Source organism: Micromonospora sp. NPDC005305, from assembly GCF_040607315.1.
Lineage (GTDB): Bacteria > Actinomycetota > Actinomycetes > Mycobacteriales > Micromonosporaceae > Micromonospora.
In genome coordinates this window covers 96,637-112,140 of sequence record NZ_JBEXGL010000019.1, presented here as the reverse complement: position 1 = coordinate 112,140, position 15,504 = coordinate 96,637, and the positions used below count along the sequence as shown (strand labels likewise).

The following is a 15,504-nucleotide window of genomic DNA, read 5'->3' as shown; positions in this document are numbered from 1 at the left end:
CGACCGTCCCACCGCGCTTGCCGTCCAAAGCGTCCTTGACCAGCCGCAGGCACTGGTTGTAGCCGAACCGGGCCGCACCCGCATGCCGACGCAACACAATCTCCTGCTCAGCGGTCGGCTTCAGACAGAACCGCAACGTGGTGAAACGGGCCACGGCAGCACACCATGCCACACACCACCGACAAACAGTCCACCACCCGCACAGACCCAGAAACCCCACGGGCCAACCGACAACAACGACTCACAACGCCCAGCACCAGCCGCTCACTTATAAAACACGCCGTAGGAGGGGGCCCTGCTATACCGGAGGCGTTAACAGGGGCCCTTCCTTTCACTCCGGGACGCGGCGGTAGGCGCCGTCGCTGGCCGAGGTGGCCATCGAGGCGTACGCGCGCAGCGCCGCGGACACCGGCCGGACCCGGTCGGCGGGCGTGTACGGGCGGTCCCGCTTCTCCTCGGCCACCCGGCGGGCCTGGAGCACGTCGTCCGGCACGTCGAGCCGGATCGACCGGGCCGGGATGTCGATGACGATCTCGTCGCCCTCCCGGACCAGCGCGATGAGCCCGCCCGAGGCCGCCTCGGGGGAGACGTGCCCGATGGACAGGCCGGAGGTGCCGCCGGAGAACCGGCCGTCGGTGAGCAGCGCGCAGGAGCGGCCCAAGCCGCGGCCCTTGAGGAACGAGGTGGGGTAGAGCATCTCCTGCATGCCGGGGCCGCCCTTCGGGCCCTCGTAGCGGATCACCACCACGTCCCCGGCCACGACCTCCTTGGCCAGGATCGCCGTGACCGCGTCGTCCTGCGACTCGTAGACCTTGGCCGGCCCGCGGAAGGTCAGGCACTCCTCGGGCACGCCGGCGGTCTTCACGACGCAGCCGTCCGGCGCCAGGTTGCCGTGCAGGATGGCCAGCCCACCGTCGGCGCTGTAGGCGTGCTCGCCGTCCCGGATGCAGCCGCCGGCCGCGTCGGTGTCCAGGGAGGACCAGCGGTTGGTGGTGGAGAACGGCTCGGTGGTGCGCACCCCGCCCGGCGCGGCGTGGAACAGCTCGACCGCCTCGGCGGTTGCCGAGCCGCCCCGAACGTCCCAGTCGGCGAGCCACGTCTCCAGCGAGGGGGAGTGCACGGCGTGCACGTCCCGGTGGAGCAGGCCGGCGCGGTCCAGCTCACCCAGGATGGCCGGGATGCCGCCGGCCCGGTGCACGTCCTCCATGTGGTACTGCGGCGAGTTCGGCGCGACCTTGGCCAGGCAGGGCACCCGGCGGGAGATGGCGTCGATGTCGGCCACCCCGAAGTCCAGCTCGGCCTCGCGGGCGGCGGCCAGCAGGTGCAGCACCGTGTTGGTCGAGCCGCCCATGGCCACGTCGAGCGCGACGGCGTTCTCGAAGGCGTCGCGGTTGGCGATCGACCGGGGCAGCACGGAGGCGTCGTCGGAGTCGTACCAGCGCTTGGCGATCTCCACGGCGGTGCGGCCGGCCTCGACGAAGAGGGACCGGCGGGCGGCGTGGGTGGCCAGCGTCGAGCCGTTGCCGGGCAGCGCCAGGCCGATGGCCTCGGTGAGGCAGTTCATCGAGTTGGCGGTGAACATGCCGGAGCAGGAGCCGCAGGTCGGGCAGGCGGAGCGCTCGATCTCGCCGAGCTGGTCGTCGGTGACCGCCTCGTTCGAGGAGGCGATCATGGCGTCGATCAGGTCGATCTTGGAGTGGACGACGCCCTCGATGGCCACGGTCTTGCCGGCCTCCATGGGGCCGCCCGAGACGAAGACGGTCGGGATGTTGAGCCGCAGCGCGGCCAGCAGCATGCCGGGGGTGATCTTGTCGCAGTTGGAGATGCAGACCAGGGCGTCCGCGCAGTGCGCGTTGACCATGTATTCCACCGCGTCGGCGATCAGCTCCCGGCTCGGCAGCGAGTAGAGCATTCCGCCGTGGCCCATGGCGATGCCGTCGTCCACCGCGATGGTGTTGAACTCCCGGCCCACGCCGCCGGCCTCGGCCACCGCGTCGGCGACCAGGCCGCCGAGGTCCTTGAGGTGGACGTGGCCGGGGACGAACTGGGTGAAACTGTTCGCGATGGCGACGATCGGCTTGCCGAAGTCGTCGTCGGTCATCCCGGTGGCCCGCCAGAGGGCCCGGGCGCCGGCCATCGTCCGACCGTGGGTGGATGTCCTCGACCGCAGCTCAGGCATGCCTACCAGTCTGACACCGCCGCCTCGGTGGCCCCCGGGCACGCGCGCCGTGTCCCAACAGTTGCACACCCGGTTCCCCACGGGGGGCGCCGATCCGGCACAGTTGAGGTCGTGCAGTCGTCCCCGGGCATGGTCATCGTCGCGGTGCTGAGCGGGCTCGCCGCGGCCGGCGCCGCCGCCCTGCTCGCCGCGTCGGCACGCCGCCGGGGCGGGCCGCACCGGCGGGCGCACGTGCTGCTCGCGGCCGCCGCCGGGGTCGCCCTGCTCAGCCTGCTCCTCGGGCTGGCCGGCACGCTGGCCGCCGGCGACCACTGGGCGCACCGGCAGGGGCAGCGCACCGGCTGGGCCACCGTCGTCTCGCTCGGCACCACGCTCGCCGGGCTCGGCCTCGGCGTCGCCCTGCTCCGGCTGCCCGGCACGGCGGCGGCCCGGGCGGCCACCGCCCGGCTGCTGCTCGACGGCGTGATCATGGCGGGCTCGCTCTGGTTCGTCGGGTGGGCGCTGTTCAGCCCGCCGACCCGGCTGCTCGGGGACGCGACCCCCGTCGCCTGCGTACCCATCCTGCTGGCCACGGTCAGCGCGGCGCTCACCGCGGGGCTGACCCTGATCATGGTGTTGCGGGCGGCGCCGCCGCGCGGCCGGCTGGTCCTGCTCGGCGCCGGCGCGACCGGGGTGACCTGCGGCGGCCTGGGCCTGGCCGCCGGGCTCTGCCAGGCCGGCCCCGCTCTGGCGTTCGCCGGCGCCGCGGTGATCGCCGCCGGCCTGCTGGCCACCGCCCTGGCCGCGCACCGGGTGGACCTCCCGCAGGTCGACGTCGACCTGATCCGCCGCGACGGCGAGTACGCCTTCGTGCCGATGTTCGCGATGGCCGCCTCCGCCATGTACCACCTGGTGCAGGGCGGCCGGTTCGACGTGTTCGGGATCGCGGCGGGCAGCGTGGAGGGCTTCGCCCTGGTGGCCCGGCAGTACCTGGCCCTCAACGACGTGCGCGGCTACGCCAGCCGGCTGGCCGAGCGGGAGGCGCACTTCCGCGAGCTGGCGCACACCGACCCGCTCACCGGCCTGGCCAACCGGCGCGGCCTGCTGCGCGCGCTGCACCGCTGCGCCGAGGCCGGCGTCCCCTGCGTGCTGCTCGGGCTCGACCTGGACGGCTTCAAGAACGTCAACGACATGCGCGGGCACGACGTCGGCGACGCGGTGCTGGCCGAGGTGGGCCGGCGGCTGCGCGGCAACCTGCGCCCCGGCGACCTGGCCGCCCGGCTCGGCGGCGACGAGTTCGCGGTGCTCATGCACGGCACGACCGAGCCGGGGCCGGTCGCCGAAAGGCTGCTCGGGGTGCTCGGCCGCCCCTACGAGGAGGCCGACGGGCCGGTCTTCCTCTCGGTGAGCATCGGGGTGGCCGGCGCCTGCGGGGAGACCGACGTCGAGCTGCTGCTGCGCAACGCCGACCTGGCGCTGCGCTACGCCAAGCAGCGCGGCAAGAACCGGATCGAGCGCTACGACGCCACCTACGACCAGCTGCTGCGCCGGCGCACCATGCTGGAGCACGAGCTGCGCGGCGCCATCGAACGCGACGAGCTGCGGCTGGCCTTCCAGCCGGTGGCCTCGCTGCCCTCGGTCCGCCCGGTCGGCGCCGAGGCGTTGCTCCGCTGGCACCACCCCGAGCTGGGCAACGTCCGGCCCGACGAGTTCATCCCGCTCGCCGAGGAGTGCGGGATGATCTCCAAGCTGGGGGCCTGGGTGCTGCACCAGGCCTGCTACCAGCTCTCCCGGTGGCTGGCCGACGGGCACGACGTCTGGGTGTCGGTGAACGTGTCGCCCCGCGAGCTGCACGCCCCGGAATACGTGGTCCAGGTCGCCGACGCGCTGCGCGCCCACCACGTGCCGCCGCAGCGGCTGGTGCTGGAGGTCACCGAGCACGCCGTCGCCACCGACCTCGACGAGCTGATCCGGCGGCTCACCGCGCTGCGCCTGACCGGGGTGCGGATCGCGCTGGACGACTTCGGCGCCGGCTACTCGTCACTGGGGCAGCTGCGCCGGCTCCCGATCGACATCCTCAAGATCGATCACAGCCTGGTGGCCGAGCACGAGCCGGTCCGGCCGGTGGGCCGCGACGGCCCGGCGTTCGCCCCGATGGTCGACATCGTCATGCGCCTCGGCCACCAGCTCGGGCTGGAGGTGATCGCCGAGGGCGTCACCACCCCCACCGAGCTGGCCGCCGTGGTGGCCGCCGGCTGCCGCTTCGGGCAGGGCGCGGCCTTCGGCTGGGGCGTGCCCGCCGAGCACCTGGAGGCCATGCTGGAGGCGGCCACCTCGCCGGGCAACCGCCCGACCTCGGTGCCGCCCGCCCCGCCGGCCCCGCCGGCCCGGACCGGGCCGTCGCCGCTGCTGCCCCGGCTCCGGTCGAACCCGCCCGCCCAGGTGCCCGCACCGCGTACCTCGAATGAGGGATCTTCGCAGGTCGCACCGGCCATGGAAGCCGCTCCGGGAGTCGACACGCCCACGTCCGTGAACCAAAATGTGGGATCAGTTGACTCATCGCGTGAGATGCGTCAGGCTTGACCGCATGTCGTCGAACCGGTCGCTGCGAGTACTTACCTGAGCGCACTCTCCCACTGAGAGTGCGCTGGCCCCGTGCATCTGCACGTGGGCCGTTTTTGTTGCCGTCGGAGCATCGCCGGGACGCCCGCGTCCCACCCTGAGAAGCGCATCACCCACTCCAGCCGAAGGCCTGAACCGCCATGACGAGACCCACGCCAGAGACCCTCGCCCACTCCGTCCGGCGCGCCCGCCCGGCCACCGAGCCGGCCGGTGACGCCGACCACGCCCCCGCCCCCCGCACCGGCGCCGCCCCGGCCACCCCGGCCGTAGCGGGACGGGGCGCCGGCGCGGACGGACGCACCGCGACCGAGCCGCAGCCCGCCACCGCGCAGGTGTCCGGCGCCGGCTCGCTGGTGCGGTCGCTCGAGGCGCTCGACGTCGACGTCGTCTTCGGCATCCCGGGCGGCGCGATCCTGCCCGCGTACGACCCGCTCTACGACTCGACGGTCCGGCACATCCTGGTCCGGCACGAGCAGGGCGCCGGGCACGCCGCCACCGGCTACGCCCAGGCCACCGGCAAGGTCGGTGTCTGCATCGCCACCTCCGGCCCGGGCGCGACCAACCTGGTCACGCCGATCGCCGACGCGTACATGGACTCGGTGGCCATGGTGGCGATCACCGGCCAGGTCGCCCGCCCGTCGATCGGCACGGACGCCTTCCAGGAGGCGGACATCCAGGGCATCACCCTGCCGATCACCAAGCACAACTTCCTGGTGCAGACGGCCGACGAGATCCCACAGGTGCTCGCCGAGGCGTTCCACCTGGCCTCGACCGGCCGGCCCGGCCCGGTCCTCGTCGACATCCCCAAGGACGTCCTCCAGGCGCCGACCACCTTCGCCTGGCCGCCCACCCTGGACCTGCCCGGCTACCGGCCCACGCTGCACCCGCACGGCAAGCAGATCCGCGAGGCGGCCCGGCTCATGACCAGCGCCCGCCGCCCGGTGCTCTACGTCGGCGGCGGCGTGCTCAAGGCCGGCGCCACCGAGGGGCTGCGCCGGCTGGCCGAGCTCACCGGCATCCCGGTGGTCACCACCCTCATGGCACTGGGCGCGTTCCCCGACTCGCACCGGCAGCACCTGGGCATGCCCGGCATGCACGGCACCGTCGCCGCCGTCTACGGCCTGCAGAAGTCCGACCTGATCGTGGCGCTGGGCGCCCGCTTCGACGACCGGGTCACCGGCAAGCTGGACTCGTTCGCGCCGGACGCCACCGTGGTGCACGCCGACATCGACCCGGCCGAGATCGGCAAGAACCGGCACGCCGACGTCCCGATCGTGGGCGACGCCCGGCACGTCATCGACGAGCTGATCGCGGCCGTCACCGCCGAACAGGCGGCCCGGCCGGCCGCCGACCTGGCCGACTGGTGGAACCAGCTCGACGACCTGCGGGAGCGCTACCCGCTGGGCTACGAGGAGCCGGCCGACGGCACGCTCTCCCCGCAGTACGTGATCAAGCGGCTGGGCGAGATCGCCGGCCCGGACGCCGTCTACGTGGCGGGCGTCGGCCAGCACCAGATGTGGGCCAGCCAGTTCGTCTCGTACGAGAAGCCGTACACCTGGCTCAACTCCGGCGGCCTCGGCACCATGGGTTACGCCGTCCCGGCGGCCATGGGCGCCAAGGTCGGCAAGCCGGACACCACGGTGTGGGCGGTCGACGGCGACGGCTGCTTCCAGATGACCAACCAGGAGCTGGCCACCTGCGCCCTGGAGGGCATCCCGATCAAGGTGGCCGTCATCAACAACGGCAACCTGGGCATGGTCCGGCAGTGGCAGACCCTGTTCTACGGGGAGCGCTACTCGAACACCGAGCTGGGCACCCACAAGCACCGCATCCCCGACTTCGTGAAGCTCGCCGAGGCGCTGGGCTGCGTCGGCCTGCGCTGCGAGAACGCCGCCGACGTGGACAAGACCATCGAGGCGGCCATGGCGATCACCGACGCCCCGGTGGTCATCGACTTCGTGGTCGGCAAGGACGCCATGGTGTGGCCGATGGTCGCCGCCGGCACCAGCAACGACGAGATCATGTTCGCCCGGGGCGTCCGCCCCGCCTTCGACGAGGACGAGCTGTAGTCATGACCGAATGCACCGAGCGCAGCGAGGGCCATGAGGGCATGACGAGGAAGGCGCTGTAATGACCATGCACACCCTGTCCGTGCTGGTGGAGAACAAGCCGGGTGTCCTGGCCCGGGTCTCCGGGCTGTTCTCCCGGCGCGGGTTCAACATCGACAGCCTCGCGGTCGGTGAGACCGAGAACCCCGACGTCTCCCGCATCACCATCGTGGTCAACGCCGAGTCCTCGCCGCTGGAGCAGGTCACCAAGCAGCTCAACAAGCTGGTCAACGTACTCAAGATCGTCGAGCTGGATCCGCAGGTCTCGGTGGCCCGGGAGCTGCTGCTGGTCAAGGTCCGCGCGGACCGCAACGCCCGCGGCCAGGTGCTGGAGACGGTCGCCCTGTTCCGCGCCCGGGTGGTCGACGTCGCGCCGGACACGCTGACCATCGAGGCCACCGGCACCCCCGACAAGCTCGACGCGCTCCTGCGTGACCTGGAGCCGTTCGGCATCAAGGAGATGGTCCAGTCCGGCACGGTGGCCATCGGGCGGGGCTCCCGCTCGATCACCGCCGGCCCGGCGCTGCGCGCCGCCTGATTCGCATTCACCGGATTTTCGACGGGCCGACGGGCACCGCCGTAGGAAAGGGAAGTCAATGAGCGTTGAGGTGTACTACGACGACGACGCCGACCTGGGCCTGATCCAGGGCCGCACGGTCGCCGTGATCGGCTACGGCAGCCAGGGGCACGCCCACGCGCTGTCGCTGCGCGACTCCGGCGTCGACGTGGTGATCGGCCTGCCCGCCGGCTCGAAGAGCCGGCCGAAGGCCGAGGAGCAGGGCCTGCGGGTGCTGACGCCGGCCGAGGCGGCGGCCGAGGCCGACGTGATCATGATCCTGGCGCCGGACACCGCCCAGCGTGCGCTGTACACCGAGTCGATCGCCCCCAACCTCGCCCCCGGCAAGGCGATCTTCTTCGGCCACGGCTTCAATATCCGCTACGGCCTCATCAAGCCCCCGGCCGACGTGGACGTGGCGATGGTCGCCCCGAAGGGCCCCGGTCACCTGGTCCGCCGCCAGTACGTCGACGGCAAGGGCGTGCCCTGCCTGGTCGCCGTCGAGCAGGACGCCAGCGGCAGCGCGTTCGGCCTGGCCCTGGCGTACGCCAAGGCGATCGGCGGCACCCGGGCCGGCGCGATCCGCACCACCTTCACCGAGGAGACCGAGACCGACCTCTTCGGCGAGCAGGCGGTGCTCTGCGGCGGCGCGGCGGCACTCGTGCAGACCGGCTTCGAGGTGCTCACCGAGGCCGGCTACGCCCCCGAGGTGGCCTACTTCGAGTGCCTGCACGAGCTGAAGCTCATCGTCGACCTCATGTACGAGGGCGGCATCGCCCGGATGCGCTACAGCATCTCGGACACCGCCGAGTACGGCGACCTCTCCCGCGGCCCGCGGGTCATCGACTCCCGGGTGAAGGAGGAGATGCGCAAGATCCTCGGCGAGATCCAGTCCGGCGAGTTCGCCCGCGAGTGGGTGGCCGAGGACGAGGCGGGCCGGCCGAACTTCGCCAAGTGGCGGGCCGAGGGCGCGGCACACCCGATCGAGGAGACCGGGCAGAAGCTGCGCGCCATGATGAGCTGGGTCGACCGGCCCATCACCGAGACCGCCTGAGTCCGCCTCAGGCAACTCCGACGCGGCCCGCGGCCCGACGCTCTCCCCGGCGTCGGGCGGCGGGCCGCCGTCGTCGGCGCGCCGGCCCGAGCGGTCCGTTCACCTGGTGGGACCGGGTGACCGACGCCTCGTCCGGCCGCGCGCCGGCCCGGGCAGCGGGTGAACGCGGGGTGACCGGCGTGCGACGAACCTGTGTGAGGGCGCTCACCCCGCGGTCCGGGACCCGGAGGGCGGACGGCCCCCTACCATCCTTGGTGAGGTGCTCCAGCCGGCACCCGACGGCCATGGCACGGATCGGCGCAGGGCGCAGCGAGGCGCCCCAACGCCCCAGGCCGACCACACAACCGAGCGTCTACGAGGACCGATGAATCCTGTCGTACTGATCGCCGAAGAACTCGCTCCCGCCGCCATCGAGGTGCTCGCGCACGACTTCGACGTGCGTCACGTGGACGGCACCGACCGCCCGGCCCTGCTCTCCGCGCTCTCCGAGGCCGACGCGGTGATCGTACGCAGCGCCACCCAGATCGACGCCGAGGCGATCGCGGCGGCCCCCCGGCTGAAGGTGGTCGCCCGCGCCGGCGTCGGGCTGGACAACGTCGAGGTCCCGGCCGCCACCGCGCGGGGCGTCATGGTCGTCAACGCGCCCACCTCCAACATCGTGTCCGCCGCCGAGCAGGCGCTCGCGCTGCTGCTCGCCGTGGCCCGCAACACCGCCAGCGCCAGCGCCGCGCTGAAGGCCGGGGAGTGGAAGCGGTCGAAGTACACCGGCGTGGAGATCCAGGGCAAGACCGTCGGCGTGGTCGGCCTCGGTCGCATCGGCGTGCTCTTCGCCCAGCGCATCGCCGCCTTCGGCACCCGCCTCATCGCCTACGACCCGTACATCCAGCCGGCCCGCGCCGCGCAGCTCGGCGTCCGGCTGGTCGGCCTCGAGGAGCTGCTCCGGGAGAGCGACTTCATCTCGATCCACCTGCCCAAGACCCCGGAGACGGTGGGCCTCATCGGCGAGAAGGAACTTGCGGTCGTCAAGCCGGGCGTCCGGATCGTCAACGCCGCCCGCGGCGGCCTGGTCGACGAGCAGGCGCTCGCGAACGCGATCGCCGAGGGCCGGGTCGCCGGCGCCGGCGTCGACGTCTACGCCAAGGAGCCGTGCACCTCCTCGCCGCTGTTCGCCTTCGACAACGTGGTGGCCACCCCGCACCTGGGCGCCTCCACCCACGAGGCGCAGGACAAGGCCGGCCTGGCCGTGGCGAAGAGCGTCAAGCTGGCGCTGCAGGGCGAGTTCGTGCCGGACGCCGTGAACGTGCAGGCCGGCGGCGTCGTCGCCGAGGACGTCCGGCCGCTGCTGCCGCTGGCCGAGAAGCTGGGCCGGGCCTTCACCGCCCTGGCCGGTGGGGTCGCCGCCAGCGTCACCGTCGACGTGCGCGGCGAGATCGTCGCGAACGACGTGTCGGTGCTCAAGCTCGCCGCCACCAAGGGGCTGTTCAGCTCAGTGGTGGAGGAGCAGGTCACCTACGTCAACGCGCCGCACCTGGCCGCCGAGCGGGGCGTCGAGGTCACCCTCGCCACGCAGGCCGAGACCGTCGACCACCCCAACCTGGTCACCGTGCGCGGCGCGCTGCCGGACGGCCGGACGGTCAGCGTGTCCGGCACGGTCACCCACACCGGCGCGCGGGACGTCCTCAAGCTGACCGAGGTGGACGGTTTCGACGTGGAGATCGGCGCGGAGGGCATCCTGGTCTTCCTGCGCTACGTCGACCGGCCGGGCGTGGTCGGCACCGTCGGCACGCTGCTCGGCGAGGCCGGCGTGAACATCGCGGCCATGCAGGTGGCCCGTCGCGAGGCCGGCGGCGAGACGCTCATGACGCTCACCGTCGACCAGGCGCTCGGCGCGGACCTGCTCACCTCGGCAGCGGACTCGATCGGCGCGGTCGCGGCCAGCGCGGCCGACCTGCGCGACGAGTAGTCCGGCCACGACGGATCGGGGGCCCGGCCGGACGGCCGGGCCCCTCGTCGTACCCGGAGGTCAGGGCTCGACGCGGGCCGGTGGCGGGTAGACCGAGCCGTCCTGGGCGTCGAAGAGCATCAGGTCGTGCTCGCCGGCCAGCCGCTCGATGTCCAGCAGCACCTCGTCCGGGCAGGTGGGGAAGAGGTTCATCTCCACGTGGTCGCCGGCCGCGTGCAGCGGGGTGACCTCCCACGGCGTGCCCGGGCGCGCCGGACGGTCGGGATAGCTGGCCGTGATGGCCCGGTAGAAGGCGACCACCCGCGGGTCGGGGTACTGCTCGCCGTGCCGTCCCTCGCGGCACCGCTGCACCGCCGCCCGCACCTCGTCGGGCGTGGCCCCGACCGGCAGGGCCCACACGCTCAAGTCGAAACTCACGGCGGACAGCGTGCCATCCCGGGTGCGCGCCGTCACCCCTGCCCCGCCGCAGGTTGGCCCGCTGATTACCGACAGGACACCGGACGGTCCGCTGTGGAGACTCTTGCGTCGAGTTGCGTCGATTCGCTAGCGTACCCGTGCGGTTACTGGCTGAGTCGATGTTCCGGCCCGTCTTCGGGTGGCGCGGTCGGCCGTCCAACCCACCGGCCCGCACCCCTCGATTGCGCGAGCCACGCGCACTCGTCGCTGACCGGCCCTCACGGTCGTTGCCGAGACCGTGGGGGCCGATCGCGGTCGGCGTCCCGGGTGCGAAGGCGGGGCGTCGTGCCGCGCGGTCAGCGCCGGCGGTGGGCGAAGAGCGCCCGATAGTCCGAGCCGTTGCGGAACCAGGCCAGCCCGGCCGGGCCGGCGGCGTACAGGGCGGTGGCGTAGGCGTCGGCGACCGCGAGGTCCGGGCCGACCACCGTGGCGGCGACCAGTTGGTCGGCCGGCTCGCCGGTGTGCGGGTCGACCACGTGCCCCCGCCGCCCGGTCACACCCGAGGTGCCGACCGCGCCGGCGGTCATCTCCAACACCAGCGGCGCCCGCTGCCCGTCGGTCGGGTGGTGCACCGCGACCCGCCACGGGCCGCCGTGCGCGGCCTGCCCCCGGACGGTCAGGTCGGCGCCGGCGAGCACGGCGTAGTCGTGGACGCCCGCGGCGCGCAGCCGGGCGGCGGCGCGCTCCACCGCCCAGCCGCCGAGCAGGCCGCCCGGGTCGAAGCCGCCCGGCACCGCCCAGGCGTCGAACCATCCGTCGGTCGCCGCCCGCATCGCGGCGCAGCGGTCCACCAGGTCGGCCAGCGGCGGGTACGACTCGGGGCTGATCTCGCCCCGGCGCAGCTTCGACACGAGGCTGTCCGGCTGGTTGGGCCCGTAGGTGAGGTCGATGGCACGCAGCTCGGCGACCGCGTCCCGGAGCGCCTCACCGACGCCCCGGCGGCCCAGCCATTCGGGCGCGTTGAGCAGCAGCGAGTATTCGGCGGTGGAGGTGCGGACGGTGTGCCGGACGCTGATCCGGTCGGCGGCGGTGCCGCCGGCCCGCTCCAGCCGGTGGCTGCGGGTGCCGAGGCGCAGGTCGGGGCGGCGGTGCCGGAAGGCCGACTGGTCGATCCACCGGGTGCGGGGCTGCTCGTCCGTCCAGCGGGCCCGCCGCTGCTCCTCGATCCGCATGACACCGCTCCCTCGCTGACCACGCCGCAGCGTCGCGGCGAAAGCCGGTCCCGGGCCCCCGTCGACCCTGTCCCACCGACCCTAAGCAGTGGACATGACCGGACCATGAATGCCACCTGGGAGACTCCTGTGCATCGGGGCGTCCCGAATACTGGAAGGCGCGTACCGGGAGCCGGGACGGCGACGTACGGTTGCGCAGGACGACGAGGTGAGGAGCGCCAGGTGGCACGCATTGCGGTGGTGGCCGGGGACGGCATCGGCCCCGAGGTGGTCGGGCAGGCCCGCAAGGTCATCGACGCGGTGCTCCCCGGAGTGGCCGAGGCCACCGAGTACGACCTCGGCGCCGCCCGCTACCACCGCACCGGCGAGGTGCTGCCCGACTCGGTCCTCGACGAGCTGGCCGGGCACGACGCCATCCTGCTCGGCGCGGTCGGCGACCCCAGCGTGCCGCCGGGCGTGCTGGAGCGGGGCCTGCTGCTCAAGCTCCGCTTCGCCTTCGACCAGTACGTCAACCTCCGCCCGTCCCGGCTCTGGCCCGGCGTCGCCGGTCCGCTGGCCGCCGTCAAGCCCGGCGAGGTCGACCTGGTGGTGGTCCGCGAGGGCACCGAGGGTCTCTACGCGGGGGCCGGCGGCTCGCTGCACCGGGACACCCCGGCCGAGGTGGCCACCGAGGAGAGCCTGAACACCCGGCACGGCGTCGAGCGGGTGATCCGCGACGCGTTCGCCCGGGCCCGCCGCCGGGAGCGGCGCAAGGTCACCCTCGTGCACAAGACCAACGTGCTCACCCACGCCGGCTCGCTCTGGGCACGCGCCTTCGCGGCCGTGGCCGACGAGCACCCCGACGTGACCACCGAATACCAGCACGTCGACGCCGCCGCGATGTTCCTGGTGACCAACCCGTCGCGCTACGACGTCGTGGTCACCGACAACCTCTTCGGCGACATCCTCACCGACATCGCCGCCGCGGTGACCGGCGGCATCGGGCTGGCGGCCAGCGGCTGCATCAACCCGGAGGGGCAGTACCCGTCGATGTTCGAGCCGGTGCACGGCTCCGCGCCGGACATCGCCGGCAAGGGCGTCGCCGACCCGGTGGCCGCCGTGCTCTCCGCCGCGCTCCTGCTCGACCAGCTCGGCCACGCCGACGCCGCCGCGCGGGTCACCGCCGCGGTCGCCACCGAGCTGGCCGGGCGTACGCCGGGCGCGCCGCTGCGCACCGAGGAGGTCGGCGACCGCCTCGCCGGCTACGCCGTAGCCTGACCGGGCCGTCACCTCGGCCCGGATCCGGGCCGCCAGACCCGCACCCGCACCCGGGCCCGTTCCCGTCCCGGCCCGACCGGGCCGCCCGTCCGGCGTGTCCGATGTGCCGGGGCGGAGCTATCCGCTGAACGACCGTTCGGGGTAAGTTTCTGGCACCAGTGACGTCGGCGTGCGATCCCGCATGGCCGTGGACCCGCAGGGAGGTCAGCGCGATGAGCGGTGGTGACAAGCTCGATTTCGAGATCCGTCCGAATCCCGCGCCGGTATCCGCCGCCGACCGGGCCGCCCTGCTGGCGAACCCGGGCTTCGGCCGGGTGTTCACCGACCACATGGTGACCATCCGGTACGCCGAGGGCAAGGGCTGGTACGACGCCCGGCTGGAGGCGCGCGCGCCGATCCCGATGGACCCCGCCGCCGCGGTCCTGCACTACGCGCAGGAGATCTTCGAGGGGCTGAAGGCGTACCGGACCGGGGACGGGTCGGTCACCATGTTCCGCCCGGAGGCCAACGCGGCCCGCTTCGCCGCCTCCGCCCACCGGCTGGCCATGCCGGAGCTGCCGGCGGAGACGTTCGTCGAGTCGCTGCGCCGCCTGGTCGAGATCGACCAGGACTGGATCCCGGAGCACGAGGACGCCAGCCTCTACCTGCGCCCGTTCATGTTCGCCAGCGAGGTCTTCCTCGGCGTCCGCCCGGCCAACGAATACCTCTACTGCGTGATCGCCTCGCCCGCCGGGGCGTACTTCGCCGGTGGGGTCAAGCCGGTCACGGTCTGGGTCTCGCCCGACTACACCCGGGCCGCGCCCGGCGGCACCGGCGCGGCCAAGTGCGGCGGCAACTACGCGGCCTCGCTCGCCGCGCAGGCCGAGGCCATCGAGGCCGGCTGCGACCAGGTGGTCTTCCTGGACGCGGTGGAGCGGCGCTTCGTCGACGAGCTGGGCGGCATGAACGTCTTCTTCGTCTACGACGACGACACCCTGGTCACCCCGCCGCTGACCGGCACCATCCTGCCGGGCATCACCCGCGACGCGATCCTCACCCTGGCCGCCGAGTCGGGGCACCGGGTGCAGGAGCGGCCGGTCAGCTTCGCCGACTGGCAGGCCGACGCGGCCAGCGGGCGGCTGCGCGAGGTGTTCGCCTGCGGCACCGCCGCGGTGATCACCCCGATCGGCGGCGTGCGCTTCCCGGACGGGGAGTTCCTGATCGGCGGCGGCGAGCCGGGCCGCTCCACCATGGCGCTGCGCCAGAAGCTGGTGGACATCCAGCGCGGCCGCGCCGAGGACCGGCACGGCTGGGTCTCCCGCGTCCTCTGACCCTCCACACGCGCGTCCCGCACGGCCGGCCCGTCCTCGACGGCGCCGGCCGTGCGCTCTTTCCCGCCCGGCTCAGGCCAGGAGGTGGGTGCGGAGGGCCTTGAGCTGCTCGTCCGTGACGCCGGCGTGGCGGAGGTAGCCCTCGATCGAGCCGTGGCCCTCGCGCAGCTCGGTGAGGAAGAGCATCATCGCCTCGGCGGGGGAGGCGAGGAACGGTGGCGGCGGCTCCACAGCGTCCGGCAGGGTGGCCCGGACCCAGGCGCTGAACCGCTCCGACGCGACGGTGCTGAGCGCGTAGTCGGCGGCGACGTCCTCGTCGGGGACGCCGAGCACGGCCAGGGTGAGCCCGCAGACGATGCCGGTGCGGTCCTTGCCGGCGACGCAGTGCACCACCACCGGCGCGTTGGCGCTGTCGGCGATCAGGCCGATCGCCTCGGCCAGCCCGGCGGTGCCGGTCAGGGCCAGGTCGGCGTACCGGTCGGCGAGGTAGCGGGCCAGGTCGCTGCCCGGCTCGAACGTCCGCTCGGCCCAGTCCTCGTGCTCGGGGTGGATGTGCCGGTAGCTCAGCCCGCCGTAGGCCGGCACCCGGCCGTCCCGGGCCACCTCGGTGGGGCGGCGCAGGTCGATGACGGTGCGGATGCCCAGCGCGGTGAACGCCGCACCGTCGGTCTCGTCGATGCGGTGCAGGGAGTCGGAGCGGTAGAGCCGGCGGTGCCGGACGGTGCGCCCGTCCCGGCTGCGGTAGCCGCCGACGTCGCGGAAGTTGAACAGCGCGGGGAAGGGAGTCTCGAGGGCGTCCACCCCTGACACGGTAACGGCCGGCGGGGCCACGATGTGCCCCGCCGGCC

The 15,504-nt window shown here is 73.4% G+C and carries 12 protein-coding genes; 7 read left to right on the top strand and 5 right to left on the bottom strand.

What is annotated here, in order from left to right; all coding sequences use genetic code 11:
* Positions 1–154 (bottom strand): helix-turn-helix domain-containing protein (locus ABZS80_RS26095; RefSeq protein ID WP_355059840.1); only part of this gene is annotated, 154 nt, incomplete at its 3' end.
* 177 nt (positions 155–331) lie between these two features.
* Entirely contained in the window at positions 332–2,179 is a 1,848-nt protein-coding gene (gene ilvD / locus ABZS80_RS26090) for a dihydroxy-acid dehydratase (RefSeq protein ID WP_355059827.1), read from the bottom strand.
* A gap of 111 nt (positions 2,180–2,290) precedes the next feature.
* On the opposite strand from ilvD, the gene ABZS80_RS26085 reads away from it, so the two are divergent.
* From ABZS80_RS26085 to serA, 5 genes are all read left to right on the top strand, one after another.
* On the top strand, positions 2,291–4,741 hold the full coding sequence (locus ABZS80_RS26085) for a bifunctional diguanylate cyclase/phosphodiesterase (protein WP_355059825.1): 2,451 nt from the start codon (positions 2,291–2,293) through the stop codon (positions 4,739–4,741).
* A 179-nt stretch (positions 4,742–4,920) separates the two neighbouring features.
* On the top strand, positions 4,921–6,849 hold the full coding sequence (locus ABZS80_RS26080; RefSeq protein ID WP_355059823.1) for an acetolactate synthase large subunit: 1,929 nt from the start codon (positions 4,921–4,923) through the stop codon (positions 6,847–6,849).
* A 61-nt stretch (positions 6,850–6,910) separates the two neighbouring features.
* The gene (gene ilvN / locus ABZS80_RS26075) at positions 6,911–7,426 is read left to right on the top strand and encodes an acetolactate synthase small subunit (protein ID WP_046563652.1); all 516 of its coding nucleotides are present in this window, start codon (positions 6,911–6,913) and stop codon (positions 7,424–7,426) included.
* Between the two features lie 58 nt (positions 7,427–7,484).
* Complete coding sequence (ilvC, locus tag ABZS80_RS26070; protein ID WP_151463490.1) at positions 7,485–8,498, top strand: ketol-acid reductoisomerase; 1,014 nt, start codon at positions 7,485–7,487, stop codon at positions 8,496–8,498.
* A gap of 364 nt (positions 8,499–8,862) precedes the next feature.
* A complete protein-coding gene (serA, locus tag ABZS80_RS26065; RefSeq protein ID WP_355059820.1) occupies positions 8,863–10,461 on the top strand; it encodes a phosphoglycerate dehydrogenase in 1,599 nt (532 codons plus the stop codon).
* Between the two features lie 60 nt (positions 10,462–10,521).
* Here the strand turns inward: serA and ABZS80_RS26060 are convergent, their stop codons facing one another.
* Positions 10,522–10,878, bottom strand: a complete 357-nt coding sequence (locus ABZS80_RS26060) for a hypothetical protein (protein WP_355059818.1) — start codon at positions 10,876–10,878, stop codon at positions 10,522–10,524.
* 335 nt (positions 10,879–11,213) lie between these two features.
* Positions 11,214–12,089 carry an FAD:protein FMN transferase gene (locus tag ABZS80_RS26055; protein WP_355059816.1) on the bottom strand — a complete coding sequence of 292 codons (876 nt, stop codon included), beginning with the start codon at positions 12,087–12,089 and terminating at the stop codon, positions 11,214–11,216.
* Between the two features lie 222 nt (positions 12,090–12,311).
* On the opposite strand from ABZS80_RS26055, the gene ABZS80_RS26050 reads away from it, so the two are divergent.
* Both ABZS80_RS26050 and ABZS80_RS26045 read left to right on the top strand, forming a co-directional pair.
* Positions 12,312–13,346, top strand: a complete 1,035-nt coding sequence (locus tag ABZS80_RS26050) for a 3-isopropylmalate dehydrogenase (RefSeq protein ID WP_355059814.1) — start codon at positions 12,312–12,314, stop codon at positions 13,344–13,346.
* Positions 13,347–13,558: 212 nt separating this feature from the next.
* Complete coding sequence (locus ABZS80_RS26045; RefSeq protein ID WP_355059812.1) at positions 13,559–14,656, top strand: branched-chain amino acid aminotransferase; 1,098 nt, start codon at positions 13,559–13,561, stop codon at positions 14,654–14,656.
* Positions 14,657–14,728: 72 nt separating this feature from the next.
* On the opposite strand, the gene ABZS80_RS26040 is transcribed toward ABZS80_RS26045, so the two are convergent.
* Entirely contained in the window at positions 14,729–15,457 is a 729-nt protein-coding gene (locus ABZS80_RS26040; protein WP_355059810.1) for a tyrosine-protein phosphatase, read from the bottom strand.
* Between the last annotated feature and the right edge of the window lie 47 nt (positions 15,458–15,504).